At 70.6% G+C, this 18,355-nt stretch carries 15 protein-coding genes; 9 read left to right on the top strand and 6 right to left on the bottom strand.

Going from position 1 to position 18,355, the window contains the following annotated elements; all coding sequences use genetic code 11:
- Positions 1-360 precede the first annotated feature (360 nt).
- The 3 genes from ACFY5C_RS14865 (at position 361) to ACFY5C_RS14855 (ending at position 2,494) form a co-directional block, all read left to right on the top strand.
- Positions 361-1,062 carry an antibiotic biosynthesis monooxygenase gene (locus ACFY5C_RS14865; protein WP_389444393.1) on the top strand — a complete coding sequence of 234 codons (702 nt, stop codon included), beginning with the start codon at positions 361-363 and terminating at the stop codon, positions 1,060-1,062.
- Positions 1,063-1,137: 75 nt separating this feature from the next.
- On the top strand, positions 1,138-1,746 hold the full coding sequence (locus tag ACFY5C_RS14860) for an ArsR/SmtB family transcription factor (protein WP_389444391.1): 609 nt from the start codon (positions 1,138-1,140) through the stop codon (positions 1,744-1,746).
- A gap of 16 nt (positions 1,747-1,762) precedes the next feature.
- On the top strand, positions 1,763-2,494 hold the full coding sequence (locus ACFY5C_RS14855; protein WP_389444389.1) for an SRPBCC domain-containing protein: 732 nt from the start codon (positions 1,763-1,765) through the stop codon (positions 2,492-2,494).
- A gap of 13 nt (positions 2,495-2,507) precedes the next feature.
- On the opposite strand, the gene ACFY5C_RS14850 is transcribed toward ACFY5C_RS14855, so the two are convergent.
- The gene (locus ACFY5C_RS14850; protein WP_389444816.1) at positions 2,508-4,334 is read right to left on the bottom strand and encodes an endonuclease/exonuclease/phosphatase family protein; all 1,827 of its coding nucleotides are present in this window, start codon (positions 4,332-4,334) and stop codon (positions 2,508-2,510) included.
- Positions 4,335-4,650: 316 nt separating this feature from the next.
- Between ACFY5C_RS14850 and ACFY5C_RS14845 the strand changes: the two genes are divergently transcribed.
- The 6 genes from ACFY5C_RS14845 to ACFY5C_RS14820 all read left to right on the top strand — a co-directional run bounded on the left by ACFY5C_RS14845 (position 4,651) and on the right by ACFY5C_RS14820 (position 12,601).
- The gene (locus ACFY5C_RS14845; protein WP_389444387.1) at positions 4,651-6,084 is read left to right on the top strand and encodes a hypothetical protein; all 1,434 of its coding nucleotides are present in this window, start codon (positions 4,651-4,653) and stop codon (positions 6,082-6,084) included.
- 207 nt (positions 6,085-6,291) lie between these two features.
- Positions 6,292-7,740 (top strand): alkaline phosphatase PhoX, encoded by a 1,449-nt coding sequence (locus ACFY5C_RS14840; protein ID WP_389444385.1) that lies wholly within the window; start codon positions 6,292-6,294, stop codon positions 7,738-7,740.
- Positions 7,741-8,080: 340 nt separating this feature from the next.
- A complete protein-coding gene (locus ACFY5C_RS14835; RefSeq protein WP_389444383.1) occupies positions 8,081-9,664 on the top strand; it encodes a TROVE domain-containing protein in 1,584 nt (527 codons plus the stop codon).
- 125 nt (positions 9,665-9,789) lie between these two features.
- Positions 9,790-10,437, top strand: coding sequence for a GntR family transcriptional regulator (locus ACFY5C_RS14830; protein ID WP_389444381.1), 648 nt, complete (start codon positions 9,790-9,792; stop codon positions 10,435-10,437).
- Between the two features lie 19 nt (positions 10,438-10,456).
- Positions 10,457-11,473: a 1-aminocyclopropane-1-carboxylate deaminase gene (locus tag ACFY5C_RS14825; protein ID WP_389444379.1), complete on the top strand. Its 1,017-nt coding sequence runs from the start codon at positions 10,457-10,459 to the stop codon at positions 11,471-11,473.
- Positions 11,474-11,563: 90 nt separating this feature from the next.
- A complete protein-coding gene (locus tag ACFY5C_RS14820) occupies positions 11,564-12,601 on the top strand; it encodes a LacI family DNA-binding transcriptional regulator (protein WP_389444377.1) in 1,038 nt (345 codons plus the stop codon).
- A gap of 163 nt (positions 12,602-12,764) precedes the next feature.
- On the opposite strand, the gene ACFY5C_RS14815 is transcribed toward ACFY5C_RS14820, so the two are convergent.
- From ACFY5C_RS14815 to ACFY5C_RS14795, 5 genes are all read right to left on the bottom strand, one after another.
- Positions 12,765-13,985, bottom strand: coding sequence for a TerD family protein (locus ACFY5C_RS14815; RefSeq protein ID WP_389444375.1), 1,221 nt, complete (start codon positions 13,983-13,985; stop codon positions 12,765-12,767).
- A 227-nt stretch (positions 13,986-14,212) separates the two neighbouring features.
- The gene (locus tag ACFY5C_RS14810; RefSeq protein WP_389444373.1) at positions 14,213-15,202 is read right to left on the bottom strand and encodes a zinc-dependent alcohol dehydrogenase family protein; all 990 of its coding nucleotides are present in this window, start codon (positions 15,200-15,202) and stop codon (positions 14,213-14,215) included.
- Complete coding sequence (locus ACFY5C_RS14805) at positions 15,199-16,047, bottom strand: carbohydrate ABC transporter permease (RefSeq protein ID WP_328882452.1); 849 nt, start codon at positions 16,045-16,047, stop codon at positions 15,199-15,201. Before ACFY5C_RS14805 ends, ACFY5C_RS14810 begins: the two co-directional genes overlap by 4 nt.
- Positions 16,044-16,982, bottom strand: coding sequence for a carbohydrate ABC transporter permease (locus ACFY5C_RS14800; protein ID WP_389444371.1), 939 nt, complete (start codon positions 16,980-16,982; stop codon positions 16,044-16,046). Before ACFY5C_RS14800 ends, ACFY5C_RS14805 begins: the two co-directional genes overlap by 4 nt.
- A complete protein-coding gene (locus ACFY5C_RS14795; RefSeq protein ID WP_389444369.1) occupies positions 16,979-18,349 on the bottom strand; it encodes an ABC transporter substrate-binding protein in 1,371 nt (456 codons plus the stop codon). Before ACFY5C_RS14795 ends, ACFY5C_RS14800 begins: the two co-directional genes overlap by 4 nt.
- Between the last annotated feature and the right edge of the window lie 6 nt (positions 18,350-18,355).

The following is an 18,355-nucleotide window of genomic DNA, read 5'->3' as shown; positions in this document are numbered from 1 at the left end:
CGTGAGGCGCTGCTGGACTCCTACCGGGGGGGGGGGGGGGGGGGGGGGGGGGGGGGGGGGGCGCCGCCCCCCCCCCGCCGCCCCGCGGCCGGGGGGGGGGGGGGGGGGGGGGGGGGCGGGGCCCCCCCCCCCCCCCCCCCCGCCGCTCTGTGTGGATCGGGGCCCCGCGCCGGTCTGTGTGTATCCGGGTCCCGTGCCGGTCTGTGTGTATCCGGGTCCCGTGCCGGTCTGTGTGTATCCGGGTCCCGCGCCGCCCGGTGCCGTCGTGAATCCCGCCTTCCGAGGGCCACTTGACCTCAAGTCTGGTTGAGGTCGAAAGGTGTTCAGTGCACGCATCGACCACCGGCTCCGGAGGCATCCATGACCCGTCGCACCGACGCCCACCCCGACCTCACCCGCCCCGAGATCGGCGCCCCCTTCTTCAGTACCTGGCGGGTCGGCACCCCCTTGCGGCAGCAGCAGACCGTCGAGGCGATCGCCGGCACCTGGGAGCACCGCCCCTGGCCCGCCGACGGCCTGCTCGGCTACCACGTCTACACCGGGCACGACGCCGCCACCCTCCTGCACTACTCGCAGTGGCGCAGCGAGCAGGCCTACGAGGCGTTCGTGAAGACCCACCGCCAGGAGCGCAACGACGAGATCGACACCGCCGTACCGGGCATCGAGCGGCTGGGACTCGGCCGGTACCGGCACTACCGCAGCGGCACCCGCGAGGGCGACACCCGCGTCCCCGGCTGCATCGTGATCGTCGACATCGAGTTCGAGGGACCCGACCCCGACCGGCAGCGCGCCTGGGTCGACACCGTCTTCGAGGCCCTGGAGAGCGAGCCGAAGCCCCATCCCGGGGGTATCTCCGCCCACTTCCACCTGAGCACCGACGGCACCCGCGTCCTCAACTACGCCGAGTGGGAGAGCGCCGCGGACCACATCGACGCCCTCGCCGCCCCGGGTGACGGCATCGGCTCGGCGACCGAGCTGTGGCACCGCGTCCAGACCTGGCCGGGGCTGAAGAGCAGCACGGTCAGCCGGTACGACCACGCCGTCGGCCTCGTTCCCGAGTGACGCCTCCCTCACCGAAAACTCACCGAAAACTCCAGCCGTCTGGACAAAAAAAGTTTTCGGTGAGAGGGTGGACGCATGCTGGACGTCACCGTGATCGAGGACCCCGAGGCCGCAGCCGTCTCCCTGGACCCCACAAGGGCCCGGCTGCTCGCCGAGCTGGCGGCCGGCCCCGCGTCGGCCGCCATGCTGGCCGGCAAGGTCGGGCTGCCCAGGCAGAAGGTGAACTACCACCTCAAGGCACTGGAGCGGCACGGACTGGTGGAACTGGCCGGCGAGCGCCGCAAGGGCAACGTCACCGAGCGGCTGATGCAGGCGACCGCCGCGTCGTACGTGATCTCGCCGCTCGCGCTCGCTGCCGTGCAGCCGGACCCGGACCGCTTCCGTGACCAGCTCTCCGCCCGCTGGCTGCTCGCGCTCGGCGCCCGGCTCGTCCGGGACGTCGGCTCGCTGATCACCGGCGCCGTGAAGGCCCGCAAGCGGCTGGCGACGTACGCCCTGGACGGCGAGGTCCGCTTCGCCTCCGCGGCCGAACGGGCCGCGTTCATCCAGGAGTTGACGGCGGGCGTGAGCGCGCTGATCCACAAGTACGACGCGCCCGGCGCTCAGGGCGGCCGCGATCACCGCATCGTGGTCGCCGTACACCCCACGGTCAAGGACCAGCCGACCCCCGCACTCGACCAGTAATCAGCAGGAGCCCGCCATGTCCAAGGAATTCGAGATCGTCCGTGAGTTCGAGGTCGACGCCTCCCCGGAGGAGGTGTGGGAGGCCGTCACGCAGGGGACCGGAGCCTATCTTTGGCCGATGGACCCCCCCGAGCCGCGGGTCGGCGGCGCCGCGGCCTTCGGCTCCACGGTCACCGCGTGGGATCCGCCGAACCACCTCACCGTCCGCAGCGAGGACGTCGGATTCCCGACCCAGTCGGTCAACCAGCTGGAGCACGTCATCGAGGCGCGCGACGGAGGCAGGCGCGCCTGGGTGCGCTATGTGCACAGCGGAATCTTCACCGACGACTGGGACAACCAGTACGACGGCGCCGCGAAGCACACCGACTTCTATCTGCACACCCTGCGCGAGTACCTGACGCACTTCGCGCCCGGCCCGGTGACCTTCGCCCAGCTGGAAGGCCCGGAGGCGAGCCAGGCGCCCGACGCCTTCGCCGTCGTCGCACCGGCGCTCGGGCTCGGGAGCGGCGACGCCCAGGGCGGGCGGGTGACCGTGCGAGGGCCGGAGGTCTTCGACGCCGTACTCGACTACCGCGACCCGTACTTCATCGGGCTGCGCACGGACACCGCCCTCATCCGCCTTTTCGGACGCAACCACTGGGGTGCCCCGGTCGGCATCAGCGTCCACGACTTCGCACCGGACGCCGACGCCAAGGCGATCGAGGCCGCCTGGCAGGACTGGCTGAACGGCGTGTTCAGCCAGTCCTGAACCTCACCGGAGGTTACGGACGGAACCGCAGCACCTGCGGGTCGTGGTCGCTGATCTGGTCGTTGAACTCCGAGTTGACGTGCACGCTGTCGTACTCGAAGTCGCAGGAGCGCCGGATCGACGGGCTGACCAGGATCTGGTCCAGCGTCTGGGCGTTGCCCTGGTAGACGTAGGAGTAACGCTCGCTCCTGGGCAGCGACTTGATCGCCGACCACAGCGCGCCGTCGTCCTCCAGCAGCTCGGTGGTGCCGGAGAACTCGAAGTCGTTGATGTCGCCGAGCGTGACGACGTCCGCGTTCTTCTGGACGGCCAGGATGTCCTTGACGAAGGTGTTGACCGCACTCGCCTGGAGGTGCCGCTGGGTCTCCGAGCTGCGGGTCGGCGGCTGGTACCGCGCGTGCAGCGACTGGTCGCCGCCCTTGGAGGCGAAGTGGTTGGCGATCACGAAGACCGTACGGCCGCGGAAGACGAACTCTCCGGCCAGCGGCTTGCGGCTGTTCGTCCAGGCCGCGTTCGCCGGGTCGACACGGCCGGGGGAGACGGTCAGCGCCGCCTTGCCCTTCACCTTGGTCACACCGGCGGCGGTCGTGGCGTCGCCGCCCGCGCGGTCGGTGAAGGAGACCCGCTCCGGGTTGAACAGGAACACCTGACGGATGTTGCCCCCCGGCTCACCGCCGTCGGCCTTGTCGACCGGGTCGATGGAACGCCAGTCGTAGGCCGGGCCGCCCGCCGCGACGATCGCGTCGATCAGCTTGCCGACCGTCTGGTCGGCGGCGACCGTGCCGTCGTTCTTCGCGCCGTTGTTGTCCTGGATCTCCTCCAGGGACAAGATGTCGGGCGACTGGAGGTTGTTCACGATCGCGGAGGCGTGCTCGGCGAACGTGGCGTCGGACGGGTCGAGGTTCTCGACGTTGTACGTCGCGACGGCGAGCTCGTCGCGCCGCTGCTTCTGAGTCGTCTCCCGCTCGAGGCCACCGCTCTTGAGGGTGCCGAGCTCGCTCGCGACGAGGGTGTAGCCGCCGAACTGGTTGTAGTCCAGCGGGCCGGCGGTGGTGCCGGTGAGGGTGTCACCGACGTTCGCGACCGGGAACTCGGCGCCCGGACCGAGCGACTGGATCTGCAGCCGGCCGGTGTTCTGGGAGTCGTAGGAGCCGTAGACCGTGCCGCCGCGGCGGTTGCGGTGCTCCCATGGCTTCACCGTCACCCACAGCTCGTAGAAGTCGTCGGTCGCGGTGACCACGCGGGCGTCGGCGACCTCGACGTTCATGCCCTCCAGGGACTCGTAGTAGTCGAGGGCGTACTTCGACGGCCGCAGCGTCAGGCCGTCGATGGAGCCCTTCGCGGCGGCGTCGCCGGCCGGCGTGTACCGGTCCGGCACCGAGTCCTCGTCGACGACCTGAGCGGCGGGGACGGCGTTGCCGCTGGAGACGACGGTGACCGTCGGCTTGGTGATCTCGGTGAGCGACTGGTTGCCGGAGGTCGTGCCGCCGGGGACGTACTCGGAGACCGTGCCCGCCACCAGGACCGAGTCGCCGACGGCGACCTTCGGGACGGAGCTGGTGAAGACGAAGACGCCCTCGCTGGTGGCCTGGTCGGCGTCGGCGTCCGGATCCTGGATCCAGAAACCTCTGGACGAGCCGTAGGTGCGCACGCCGGTGACGATTCCGGCCACGTCCGTGACCTGCTTGCCGGCGTACGGGGATATGCGGGTGCTGCCCTGGATGTCATGGATGCGCACGGAATCGGCGTGCGCGGGCGCGGTGAGGACAACAGTGGACGCCGCGGAACAGACGGCGGCGACGGTGAGCGCGGCGAGGCGCGCGGACTTCTTGCTCGGCAACGGGATCCCTCCGGGGACATACGTGGGCGCCGGGACGAGGGTGGTGCGTGGAACCATGGGTGCAGGCGCGACCGGTGGGGCGGCGGCGACGCGCGTAGAAAATACAGTGAACAGATGTCCGCTCGATTTCTACGCGCGTCAATCTCCTGCCTGCTCGGGCCAGTTGTCAAGGTTTCGGCCATGTACACCGCCCGACGGGGAGATGAACCGGGCGGCATGGGTGGAAACCCGTCTAGGCTGAGCGGTTGAGCCGTGAAGTGGAGCGGCTGGGCCGTGATGCCTGCGGCCCTGCGGAACGCCCTAGGAGAACCAGCCGATGTCAGACAGCTCCCCCCTGCCGCCGGTGCGGCTGCGTCCCGAAGCGGAGCTGGCGCGGGACGCGCTGTCCACGCCGTTGCTTGCCCGGGCCGCACGGCTGGCCCGCTGGGCCGGGCCCGACACCCGCGTCGACGCCGGGGGTGGCCTCGTCGAAGAGCAGTTGCCGGCCGCCGCCGAGGTGCTCGATCTGAGCGGGGACGACGCCGCCGCGTATGCCAGCGAGGCCTTCCGCGTCGCCGTCGACACCGGATTGGTGGAGATCGTCGACGAGGAGGCGGGCACCGTCGCGGCGGGCGCGGATCTGGCGCTGCTGACCGGCGGTTCGCCGCAGGACGTGCTGGCCGTGTGGCTCGGCGCGCTGGAGACGGTGCTCGCGGACGCGAGCGTGCCGGACCTCGACGACCTGGTCGGCGCCATGGGCGCGGACGGCGAGATCGACCTCTCCACACTGGACTGGGACCCCGAGGCCGAGGCGGAGTTCCTCGACGGAGTGCTCGGCAACCTGTACCTGCTGACGGTCAGCGAGGACGGTCCCGGCGACGCCCCCGTGCCGCTGCCGGCCCTCGCCGCGTCGATGATCGTGCCCAACGACATGGGCGAGCCCACGAACGACGTGCTGGAGCAGGTCTCCGACGCGATGATGCGCCTGGACGACCAGTTCCGGCTGCTGGAGCCGGTCGGCCTGGTGGAGTACCAGCCGGTCGACGAGGCCCTGATGGCGGACGTCGAGGGCACCGAGGAGGCCGCGGCCACCGTCGACGACACCGACGTGTCGCGCTACGGCATGGTGCGGCTGACCCCGCTCGGGCTGTACGGGCTGCGGGCGCGGCTGCTGGAGGCCGGGTTCGAGTCGCCCGCGGTCGGGGATCTGGCGGACAAGGGCGCCGACGCGCTGCTCGATGGCACCGCCACCTTCCCGCAGGCCGCCGCGCACGCCGAGACCGTGCAGTGGCTGGCCGGGCGCGAACCTCTGGCCGCGGCGCGGGAGTTGCTGGCGGCGGCGCGCGGCCTGGACGCCGGGGCGCCGCTGCGGCGGCTGCGCTGCCAGCAGGCGCTGTCCCTGGTGGGCGCTGAGGCCGAGCCGGCGCTGCGGGAGGTCCTCGACGATCCCGAGCTGGGCGGGCTGGCTCGGGTCTGGCTCACCGAGGCGGGGTTCTCCGACGTACCGCCGCCCTCCCAGGACCTGGTGTTCTGGCTGACCGTCGACACGCTTGCCGCGCAGCTCGCGGCCGAGGGCAACTCCGACGAGCTGCGAGCGCTGGTGGAGGGACTGGCCGCGCAGCACAGCGGGTTCTTCGCGGCGGCTTGGCGGGTCGAGCACCCGGCCACGGCCGATGTGCTGGAGGCGATGGGGCGGTTGCATCCGGACAAGAAGATCGCGAAGGAAGCGCGGAAGGCTGCCTTCAAGGCGCGGTCGCAACAGGGTGGTTGACGGTCCGGTGGCGGCTGCGGGGAAGTGGGGGCTGGTCGCGCAGTTCCCCGCGCCCCTTGCGGGCGTTGTCCTGCGCCGTGCTGATTCATTGAGGTAGCTCCACTGAATCCTTCCGGCGTTCAACCCGCGTTCAGAAACAGGCGGGAGCGTTACGCCGTTCCGGAGTTCGCCGCCCTCCACGGCACACCCACGGTCACAGGAGACAGCATGTCGCTCACCCGCAGGGACTTCGCCAGGAATTCCGCGATCACCGGGGCCGGTGTCGCGCTGGCTGGCAGCGCCGGCGTTCTCGCCACCGCGCCGAACGCGCTCGCCTCCACGGAGTCCGAGACCGCGAGCGAGAAGTCCGCGGACGTCCACTGTGGCGGTGTCGGGTACGGACCCCTCGTCCCGGACCCGAAGGGGCTCCTCGCGCTGCCCGCCGGGTTCGAGTACCGGATCATCACCTACAGCGGTAGGACCAAGCTGGAGTCGGGCGAGTTCACCCCCTCGAACCACGACGGCACGGCCGCCTTCGACGGCCCGCGCGGCACGACCCTCCTCGTCAACAACCACGAGCTGAAGGGCCCGCGCGCCGGCTGGGACCACCCCGTCCCGCTCACCGAGGGCCTCGTCTACGACCCCGCAGCGGCCGGCGGCTGCACCGTCGTCGAGGTCCGCCCCGGCGGGCAGGTCGCCGAATGGGTCGGCATCGCGGGCACCTCCACCAACTGCGCGGGCGGCAGCACCCCTTGGGGCACCTGGCTCACCTGCGAGGAGAACTCCGACAAGGCCGGCACCAACGGCATGACCAAGGACCACGGATACGTCTTCGAGGTCGACCCCATCGACCGGCGCGCCAACAAGGACCCCAAGCCGCTGAAGTTCTTCGGCCGCTACGACCACGAGGCCGTCGTCATCGACCCCAAGCGCGGCCACGCCTACCTCACCGAGGACGCTGCCTCACCCAACGGCCTGTTCTTCCGCTGGACCCCGCCGAAGGGCTTCGAGTACGGCCGCGGCAAGTTCCGCAAGCTGGCCGACGACGCCGGCGTCCTCCAGGCGCCCAAGTGCTTCGACTCCGGCGGCAAGTTCGTCGACGACCTCTCCCGCGCCACGAAGATCGGCACGGTGTACGGCGTCGACTGGGTGGACGTCCCCGACCGCGACGCGAAGACCACGCCCGTGCGCAAGCAGTTCGCCGCCGGCGAGATCACCCGCGCCCGCAAGCTGGAGGGCATGTGGTGGGGCGACGGCGGCGCGTACATCGTCTCCTCGTACGCCCGTGAGGAGAGCCCCGGCCGGCACGACGGCCAGGTCTGGTTCTACGACCCCAAGCGCCGCACCCTCACTCTGAAGGTCCTGCTCGGCGTCAACCCCGACCCGGCCAAGGACGGCGCTTTCGACGGCCCGGACAACATCACCGTCTCTCCGTACGGCGGTCTCGTCATCGCCGAGGACGGCGAGGGTGTCCAGCACCTCTTCGGCGCCACCGACAGCGGCCGCACGTACCCGATCGCCCGCAACGAGCTGAACATCGGCACCGAGGACGAGCCCGAATACAGCGAGTTCACCGGCGTCACGTTCTCGTGCGACGGAAAGACCCTCTACGCCAGCATCCAGACCCCCGGCATCATGCTGGCCATCACGGGACCGTGGAAGCGGCAGCGGCGGTAATTAATTCGGTCGCCCGGCCCGAGTTGCGCCTCCTACAGTGAGATCACAACGTCACGCACCTCCCGGTGCGATGGCAGCGGCTACTTCTTCTCTTCAAAGAATCAGATGCCGCCGCCGACTTGATCTCGGGAGGCGCAGCTCATGGTGGGTGCCCGGTGCGCAGGCAACGGTTACTTCATGGGATCAGAGGGTTGCGGGTTCAAGTCCCGTCACCGACTTCGGGTCGGTGTAGCTCAATCGGATAGAGCATCTGATTAGTCCGTCGCCGACTACTGATCTCGGGCATCCACCTTTTGCTGCGCCTCTCTCCGAAAAGCAAACGAATTCGGGGGGATTCACCATGGCACGATTCAACAGGCGTGCCGCCAAGGCGCGGCCGACCTCGCGGGTCACCTCGACCGGGCGAGTGCTCCGTACCTACGAGGGCGGCCTGGGACGTGAGCGCGACGCGCGCTCCGAGCTCTTCCTGCTGTCGGTCGCCAACTTCGTCTCGCAGCAGACCTTCTACGAGTCCGGCGCCGACCGTGACGACCGGTTCGCGCGCCTCGTGGGCGAGCTCGCCGTCACCGACCCCGAGTGGACCGCCGGCCTGCTCGGCTGGCTGCGCGGCGAGGGCAACCTCCGTACGGCCGCCGTCGTGGGCGCCGCCGAGTACGTGAAGGCCCGTCTGGACGCCGGGGCCACCGACGGTCCGTCGAACCGGCAGGTCATCGCCTCCGTACTCCAGCGGCCGGACGAGCCCGGCGAACTGCTCGCGTACTGGACCGCGCTGTACGGCCGTAACGTCCCCAAGCCGGTCAAGCGCGGTGTCGCCGACGCCGTACGCCGGCTCTACAGCGGCAGGTCGCTGCTGAAGTACGACACCGCGTCCAAGGGCTACCGCTTCGGCGACATCCTCAACGTGGTGCACGCGTCCCCGGACCCGGACAGGCCGGGACAGGGCGACCTCTTCCGGTACGCCCTCGACCGCCGGCACAACCCGGACACCGCCGTGCCGCCCGCGTCCGACCGGACGCTGGTCGCGCATCGCGAGCTGATGGCACTGCCCGTCGAACAGAGGCGTGCGGTGGTCACGTCGGACGGCGGTGCCGAGCGGCTCGCGGCGGCCGGGATGACGTGGGAGGCACTGGCCGGCTGGCTGCAGGGGCCGATGGACAAGGAGGCCTGGGAGGCCGTGATTCCGTCGATGGGCGCCATGGCGCTCGTCAGGAATCTGCGGAACTTCGACGAGGCCGGGGTCTCGGACGAGGTGGCGGCCCAGGTCGCCGCCCGGATCAGTGATCCCGCGGAGGTCGTACGGTCGCGGCAGTTCCCCTTCCGGTACCTCGCCGCCTATCAGCACGCGCCGTCGCTGCGCTGGGCGTACCCGCTGGAGCAGGCGCTCGGCCACTCGCTGGCCCAGGTGCCGGCGCTGCCCGGCCGGACGCTGGTGCTCGTCGACCGCTCGGGCTCGATGTTCTGGTCTCGGCTGTCCGACCGCTCGCAGCTCAACCGCGCCGACGCGGCGGCGATCTTCGGCACGGCGCTCGCGCTGCGGGCGGCGGACGCGGACCTCGTCCAGTTCGGTACCGGCAGCGGCGAGATCGCCTTCCGCAAGGGCGAGTCGGTGCTGAAGGTCCTGGGGCGCTTCGGGGACCTCGGCGGCACGAACACCACCGAGGCCGTGCGCCGGCACTACCGCAAGCACGACCGGGTGCTGATCGTCACCGACGAGCAGTACGCCCCCAGCAACCACGGCGACCCGACCGAGCAGGTTCCGGCCGACGTGCCGGTCTACACCTGGAACCTCGCCGGGTACCGGGCGGGCCACGGCCCGTCGGGGACGGGTAACCGGCACACCTTCGGCGGGCTCTCGGACGCGGCCTTCCGGATGGTGCCGCTGCTGGAGGGCGCTCGGGACGCCGACTGGCCCTGGGCCGCCTGAGTCCATCCGAGCTGCCTGAGTCGAGAGTGGCCCGCACCGCGTGGGGAGTGCGGGCCACTCTCATTGCCCATGCCCCTTGGCCACGCCCTTGCCGTCGCCCTGGTTGACATCTAACATTTCAGTTCATGGAGGCGCTACGACCCGTAGCCCGGACCCTGCTCAGGGACCGGGCCTGTGAAGCGATCCGGGATGCCATCGTGGCCGGGGAGATCGAGCCCGGCGCGGTGGTGCGGGACGCCGACCTCGCTGAGCGGCTCGGGCTGTCCCGGGCGCCGGTGCGCGAGGCGTTCTCGCGGCTCGTGGACGAGGGGCTGCTGGAGAGCAAGCCGCAGAGCTACACGCGCGTGACGTCGGTCGACGCCGCCGAGGTACGCGACGCGGCCGCCGTCGTCGGTGCCATGCACGAGCTGGTGACACGGGTCGCCGTGCCCCGGCTGGCAGCCGCGGACGTGGAGATCATGCGCGCCGCCAACGAGCGCTTCGGCACCGCCGTCGCGGCCGGCGAGGTGGACCTCGCCCTGCGGGCCGACGACGAACTGCACGACGTGCTGGTGCGGGTGAGCGGCAACCGCGCGGCCGCCGCCACCGTCGCCCGCTACACGCCGCTCATCCGCCGCCTGGAGCGCCGGCGCTTCGGCGAGGGCGGGACCTGCCGTTCGGCCGGGCTGCACGAGCGGTTGATCGAGGCGTGCGCGGCCGGTGACGTGGACGAGGCGGTCCGGGTCACGGCGGAGATCTGGCGAGGGCTGGCCGAACTCGCCGACAGCGACTGACTCATCCCGGGAGGACCCCATGTCCCTTTCCTCGTACGACCGTTACCCCCTCCTCTTCGGCCCGTCCCCCGTGCACCCCCTGGAACGCCTGACCGCCCACCTCGGCGGAGCCTCCCTCTGGGCCAAGCGTGAGGACTGCAACTCCGGCGTCGCGTACGGCGGCAACAAGACCCGCAAGCTGGAGTACCTGGTCGCCGACGCACTCGCGAAGGGCTGCGACACCCTCGTCTCGATCGGCGGCGTGCAGTCCAACCACACCCGCCAGGTCGCCGCGGTGGCCGCCCGCGCCGGGCTCAAGTGCGTGCTGGTCCAGGAGAGTTGGGTGGACTGGCCCGACTCGGTGTACGACAAGGTCGGTAACATCCTCGTCAGCCGGCTCGCCGGGGCCGACGTACGCCTGGTGCGGGCCGGGTTCGGGATCGGCTTCAAGGAGAGCTGGGAGCAGGCGCTGCGCGATGTGGAGGAGTCGGGCGGGAAGCCGTACGCCATCCCGGCCGGCGCCTCGGACCACCCGCTCGGCGGGCTCGGCTTCGCCGGTTGGGCGTACGAAGTGGCCGAGCAGGAGCGGGAGCTGGGCGTCTTCTTCGACACCGTGATCGTGTGCTCGGTGACCGGCTCCACGCAGGCCGGCATGGTCGCAGGATTCGCAGCCCTGGAGGAGGCGGGCGGCAGCCGGCGCCGGGTGCTCGGCATCGACGCCTCGGCCAGGCCCGCCACCACACGCGAGCAGATCGCACGGATCGCCGGCAACACCGGCCGGCTCATCGGCGTAAAGCGCGAGTTGACCGAGGCGGACGTCGAGCTCGACGACCGCTACCACGCGGGCACGTACGGGATACCGGACGAGGCGACGCTGGAGGCGATGCGGCTGGCGGCGCGGACCGAGGGCATGGTCACGGACCCGGTCTACGAGGGCAAGTCGATGGCCGGGATGATCGACCTGGTCTCGCGCGGGGAGATCGCGCCGGACTCCACCGTCCTTTACGCCCACCTCGGCGGGCAGCCCGCGCTGAACGCGTACAGCGCGCTGTTCTGAGCGGCCGCCCGCGCCGAGCTGCGGGACCGGGCCGTCCTTGCGGTGCGGGCCCCTGCCGTGCCGCGCACCTGGCCGGATAAAGTGCACAGCGTGCGGGCGGACGATCAGCAGCGGGAGCCGAGTGTCGAACGGCCTGACGGTCCCCGCCGCCGGGCCACGATCCACGATGTCGCGAAGCTGGCCGGAGTGTCACGGCAGACCGTCTCCCGTGCGGTCAACGACAAGGGCGAGATCGACCCGGCGACGAAGGAACGGGTGCTGGAGGCGGCGCGGCTGCTGGACTACCGGCCGAGCCGGTTCGCGCGCGGCCTCGTGCAGAAGGGGACCGTGACGGCGGGGCTGGTGATCCCGGATCTGATGAACCCCTTCTTCCCCGAGGTGGCCGCCGGTGTGCTGGAGGCGGCCGAGCAGCGCGGCTGGCAGGTGGTGATGTGGGACTCCCGCATCGACGAGGCCCGGGAGCGCGATGCGCTCGATGCGCTGTCCCACCAGGCCGACGCGATCGTGGGCTACTTCCAGAGCCCGGAGGACGTGCTCGCCCGGCACCTCGGCGGCGTACCGCTGGTACTGCTGGAACGCGGGCCGCAGCAGACCTGTTTCGCGGCCGTGGGCATCGACGCCGCGGCCGGTCTCGAACAGGGCATGGCGCACCTGCTCGCCGCGGGGCACCGCCGGATCGGCATGCTGGACGGTGTGCACGGCCCCGCCCCGCGCAGACAGGCCTTCCTGGAGCTGGCACGGCGGCACGGCCTGCCGGTCGACGACAGCTGGATCGCGTTGAGTCCCGAGCACAGCGTGGCCGGCGGCGAGGCCGGCATGGAGCGGCTGCTGGAGGCCCGGCCCGGCATCACGGCCGTCTTCGGCTTCAACGACCTGATCGCGGTCGGTGCCATGCGGGCCGCCCGGCGGCGCGGCCGGCGGGTGCCGGACGACCTGGCCGTCATGGGCTTCGACGGGCTGTCGCTGGGCGAGTTGGTGGAGCCCGCCCTGACCACCCTGCACATCGACAAACGGCGGCTGGGACGGCTGGCCGTCGAGCAGGTCGCCCGGCTGCGCGCCGGTGAGGAACCCCTGCGGGGCGCCGAGGCGTGGGTGGTCCCGGAGCTCGTGGTGCGGGCCTCGGCCTGACGGCGCGGTGGGCCGGGGGCGCCTCGGCGGACAGCCGAAAGCACCGCAACCCATTGGCCCTGCACGTCCCTTGGCACTGCTTTTCGGCCGCCTGACTGCTGCCGCCTCCCCAGGCCCGGGCGCCCCCTTCGACGGGGGGGCGCCCTGGACGTCGTACGGCTGTCTACAGCGCCTGGGCCGCCGGCTTCACCATCCCCCGCACCGTGCGGGACTTCACGAAGTCGCCCATGGCCGTCATCTCCCACTCGCCGGAGAACTGCTTGATCAGCTTCGCCATCATCACGCCCGTCTGCGCTTCGGCGTTGGTGAGGTCGAAGCGGACGAGTTCCTCGCCGGAGGCGGCGTCGATCAGCCGGCAGTAGGCCTTGGCGACCTCGGTGAACTTCTGGCCGGAGAAGGAGTTGACCGTGAAGACGAGTCCGGTGACCTCCTGCGGCAGGCGTCCGAGGTCCACGGTGATGACCTCGTCGTCCCCGCCGCCCTCGCCGGTGAGGTTGTCGCCGGAGTGGCGGATCGCGCCCTGCACGATCTGGAGCTTGCCGAAGTAGCAGCTGTCGATGTGGTTGCGCTGCGGGCCGTACGCGATGACGGAGGCGTCCAGGTCGATGTCCTTGCCGCGGTACGCCGGCTCCCAGCCGAGGCCCATCTTGACCTGGGAGAGCAGGGGGCGGCCGCCCTTGACGAGGGAGACCGTCTGGTTCTTCTGGAGGCTTACGCGGCCCTTGTCCAGGTTGATCTTCCCGGCGCCGGGGGCGGGCGGCGCGGGCGGGGCCGGGGGAGCGGCGGGGGGCTGGGGTGCCTGGGGTGCAGGGGTGGACAGGGGCGGGGCCGGCGGGGTGGCCGGGGGCTGCATCGTGGGTTGCGGCGGGGCGACGGGGGCGGCCGGGGCCGGTTCCTCGACCGTGACGCCGAAGTCGGTGGCGATGCCGGCCAGGCCGTTGGCGTAGCCCTGGCCGACGGCGCGGGCCTTCCAGGCGCCGTTGCGCAGGTAGACCTCGACGATCACCAGGGCCGTCTCGGTGCCGAGTTGCGGGGGCGTGAAGGTGGCCAGGACGCTGTTGTCGTCCGCGTTGCGGATGGTGGCCGTCGGTTCGATGCCCTGGAAGGTCTGGCCGGCGGCGTCGGGGCTGGCGGTGACGACGATCTTCTCGATGCCGGGGGGTACGGCCGCGGTGTCGACCATGATCGCGTCGGGGCTGGTGCCGCCGCCTGAGCGGTACGTCACGCCGGGGCCGGACGGTTGGTTGTAGAAGATGAAGTCGTCGTCGGAGCGCACCTTGCCGTCGGCGGTGAGCAGCAGGCCCGATACGTCGAGCCGCACCGGGGCGGCGACGTCCACCGTCACGCGCGCGGCGGAGAGAGGGATGTTCGAGCCGGGGGTCATAGCTGTCATGGTCCGTGAACGAGCGGGGGCGCTTTACCGTTCCCTTACCCACGGCCATTCGGCGGGAGCCGTGTTTTCGCCCCCGCCGCCCCTTCCCGTCCCGTACCTGGGGGCTGCCGCCCCCAGACCCCCGCTTCGGCCTGAACGGCCTCGTCCTCAAACGCCGGACGGGCTGAATTTGCCTGGACCGGCGCTGGAAATTCAGCCCCTCCGGCCTTCGAAGAACCCTACGGAACCACCACGATCTTCCGGCCCACCCCCGACGCGAACTGCTCCAGCGCCTCCGGGTACCGGTCCAGCGGGATCCGGTCGCTGATGAAGATCTCGGGGTCGAGGACGCCGTTCGCGAAGAGTTCCGCCGCGCGCTCGAAGCTGTGCAGGACGGCCATCGAGCCCGTGATGGTGATCTCCTGGTTGTAGATGCGGTACGGGTCGATCGTGACGCGTGTCGCGTAGTCGGCGACCCCGAACTGCAGGAACGTACCCGCCTTGGCGACCCGGTCCAGGCCGTCCTGGATCGCCGCCGCGTTACCGGTGGCGTCGACGACGAGGTCCCAGCCCTGGGGGCGGTCCAGTTCGTCCGGGTTGGCCGCGGAGGCCGAGACGCCGAGGCGGCGGGCCGTTTCCAGGCGGGCCGGGTTGATGTCCACCATGTCCACGCTGGCCGCCCCCGTCCGCTTGGCCAGCTCCAGCATCATCAGCCCCATGGTGCCCGAGCCGTAGATCAGGACGTGGGCGCCGAGGCGGGACTGCAGGACGTCGTAGCCGCGGACGGCGCAGGAGAGGGGTTCCACGAGGGCCGCGTCCTGGGTGCGGACGTGGTCGGGGAGCCGGACGCAGTTCGCGACCGGGGCAACCGCATAGCGCGCCGCGCCGCCCGCCGTCGTCACACCGATCGCCGCCCAGCGTTCGCAGAGGTTGTTGTGGCCCGTACGGCAGTAGCGGCATTCGTAGCAGTAGAGAGACGGGTCCACGGCCACGCGGTCGCCCACCGTCAGCTCCGTGACCTGGGTGCCGACCCCGACCACCTCGCCCGCGAACTCGTGCCCGGGGACGATGGGCAGCTCGGGGGCGAACTCGCCCTGCAGGATGTGCAGGTCCGTGCCGCACAGGCCGCATGCCGCCACCTCGACGACGACCTCGCGCGGGCCGGGTGTCGGGTCGGGGACCTCGGCGACCACGGCCTTCCCGACGGACTCGATGACGGCGGCCTTCATTTCACGGCTCCCAACGACAGGCCCTGGACCAGCTTGTCCTGGGCGGCGAACCCCGCGGCGAGCACCGGCAGGGAGATGACGAGCGACGCGGCGCAGACCTTCGCCAGGAACAGGCCCTGGCTGGTGATGAAGCCGGTCAGGAAGACGGGGGCGGTCTCGGCGACCACTCCGGTCAGCACTCGGGCGAACAGCAGCTCGTTCCAGCTGAAGATGAAGCAGATCAGGGCCGTTGCGGCGATGCCCGGGAGGGCTATGGGGGCCACCACGCGCGTGAGGATCGTCGGCAGCTTCGCGCCGTCCACCCTTGCCGCCTCGATCACGGCGACCGGGATCTCGGCGAGGAAGGACTGCATCATCCACACCGCGATCGGCAGGTTCATGGAGGTGTAGAGGATGACCAGCAGCCAGATGTTGTCGAGCATGTCCGTGTTCTTCGCGAACAGGTACAGGGGCAGGAGGCCTGCCACGGCGGGCAGCATCTTCGTGGAGAGGAAGAAGAACAGGACGTCCGTCCACTTCTTCACCGGGCGGATCGACAGGGCGTAGGCAGCCGGGAAGGCGAGCACCAGGACGAACAGGGTCGACGCCACCGATGCCACCGTCGAGTTGATCAGGGCCGGCCAGGGGCTCGCGCCGCCGCCCGCGCCGAAGAACTCGCGGTAGCCGTCCAGCGTCAGCGACGCGGCGAAGGACGGCGGGTTGGTCGCCGCGTCCGCCTCGGAGTGGAAGGACGTCAGGGCCATCCACGCGATCGGCAGGAAGAACAGGATCCCGAGCAGCCAGGCCACCAGGCCGAGGCCAACTCCCTTGCGGCGGCTGCGAAGTCGTACGGCCACTGCACTCATGCGCGCGACACCTCCTCGCGGAACAGGGACGACACCACGCGCAGCGCGAAGGTCGCGATGATGATCGAGCCGATGACCACCAGGACGCCCGCGGCCGAGGCGAGGCCGTTCTCATGGGCCTGGTAGAAGCTCTGGTAGACGGTGTAGGGGAGATTCGCCGTGCCGAGGCCGCCTGACGTGATCGTGAACACCGCGTCGAAGTTCTGGACGATGTAGATCGAGCCCAGCAGGGCACCGAGTTCGAGGTAGCGGCGCAGGTGGGGGAGTGTCAGGTGGCGGAAGATCTGCCAGTCGCTCGCGCCGTCGACGCGGGCCGCCTCGATCTGTTCGTGGTCGCGGCTCTGCAGGCCGGCCAGCAGGATCAGCATCATGAACGGCGTCCACTGCCAGACGAGGGAGGCCTCGACCGCGAGGAGCGGGGTGTTGGAGATCCAGTCCGGCTGTGGGCCGCCCACATAGTGCAACAGCCCATTGAATAGGCCGTATTCAGGGTTGTAGAGCACATGCTTCCAGAGCAGGGCCGCGGCCACGGGCACCACCAGGAACGGGGCGATCAGCAGGGTGCGGACCACGCCCCGGCCCTTGAACTTCCGGTCCAGGAGCAGCGCCAGGATCAGCCCCAGCACCAGGCTCGCCAGCACCACGGCGACCGTCAGCAGCACGGTCGTCCACACCGAGTGGCGCAGGTCCGCGTCGGTGAGGACCTCCCGGTAGTTGTCGATGCCGGTGAAGTGGCGGGCGTCCGGGTAGAGGGAGTTCCAGTCGAAGAAGGAGATCACCAGCGTCGCCACGAACGGCAGCTGGGTCACCACGACCATGAAGATCAGGGCGGGCAGCAAGGGTGCCCGGGTCGCCCAGGCGCGCAGGCGGGCGGACGGTTGGCGGGTGGTGCGCACAGGTGTCGTGGCCACGGGGGCCGTTGTCGTCGCTGTCATCGCCCCTCGTACTCCTCGGAGATCTTCTCGGCGAGCTGCTGGGACTTCTTCAGGGCCGACTCGACGGACTGGCGCCCGGCGATGGCCGCGCTGATCTCCTGGGAGACCTTGGTCCCGAGGTCGGTGAACTCGGGGATGCCGACGAACTGGATGCCGGGCGCGGGGCGCGGCTGTACGCCGGGGTCGTTCGGGCGGGCGCCCTCGATGGCCTCCTTCGTCATCTCCTGGAAGGCGGCCGCCTCCTCGCGGTAGGCAGGGTTGGCGTAGGTGGAGGCGCGCTTGCCGGCCGGGACGTTGGACCAGCCGATCTCGTCGCCCACCAGCTGCTCGTACTGCTTGCTGGACGCCCAGGACACGAACTTCCAGGCGTTGTCGGGGTTGCGGGACGCCTGCTGGATGCCCCAGGCCCAGGTGTAGAGCCAGCCGGAGGACTCGGTCCTGTCGACGGGCGCGGGTGCGTAGCCGAGCTTGCCCTTGACCGGGGACTTGGCCGCTTCCAGGGATCCGGCCGCGGAGGTGGCGTCGTACCACATGGCGACCTTGCCCTGGGTCATGTTGTTCAGGCACTCGGCGAAGCCGGACTGGGCCGCTCCCGACTCACCGTGCTCGCGGACCAGGTCGACATAGAACTTCGTCGCCTTCTCCCACTCCGGGGAGTCCAGCTGTGCCTTCCAGTTCTTGTCGAACCAGGTGCCGCCGAAAGTGTTCACGACGGTGGTGAGGGGGGCCATCACCTCGCCCCAGCCCGGCAGACCGCGCAGGCAGATGCCCTTCATGCCCGGCTCGGCGCCGTCCACCTTCGCCGCGATGTCCGCCACCTGCTGCCAGGTGGGGTGCGCGGGCATCGTCAGGCCTTCCTTCTCGAGCACGTCCTTGCGGTACATCAGGAAGGACGACTCGCCGTAGAAGGGCTGGCCGTAGAGCTTGCCGTCGTCGCCGGTCAGGGACTGCCGCATCGGCTTGAGGACGTCCTGCTCGTCGTAGGCCGGGTCCTTTGCGACGTAGGAGTTCATCTCCTTCAGCCAGCCGTTGCGGGCGTAGATCGGTATCTCGTAGTTGGAGAGGGTGGCGACGTCGTACTGGCCCGCCTGGTTGGCGAAGTCCTGGCTGATCTTGTCGCGGACGTCGTTCTCGGGCAGGACGGTGAAGTTGACCTTGATGCCGGTCTCCTTGGTGAAGGCCGGGGCCAGCTTCTGCAACTCGGTCATCTGGGGGTTGTTGACCATGAGGACGTTGATCGAGTTGCCGCCCGCCCCCGCCCCGCCGGCTCCGACCCAGCAGCCGGAGAGCAGCGGGGCGAGCAGCGTCCCTGCGGCGGCCATGGCGAGCGTGGCTCGCGGTGGCCTCCGTCGGCTCTGGGTTCGCATGGATCG

The sequence above is a fragment of the Streptomyces sp. NPDC012935 genome (assembly GCF_042900345.1).
In the GTDB taxonomy this organism is placed as follows: Bacteria; Actinomycetota; Actinomycetes; order Streptomycetales; family Streptomycetaceae; genus Streptomyces.
This window is presented reverse-complemented; position numbering and strand designations above follow the sequence as displayed.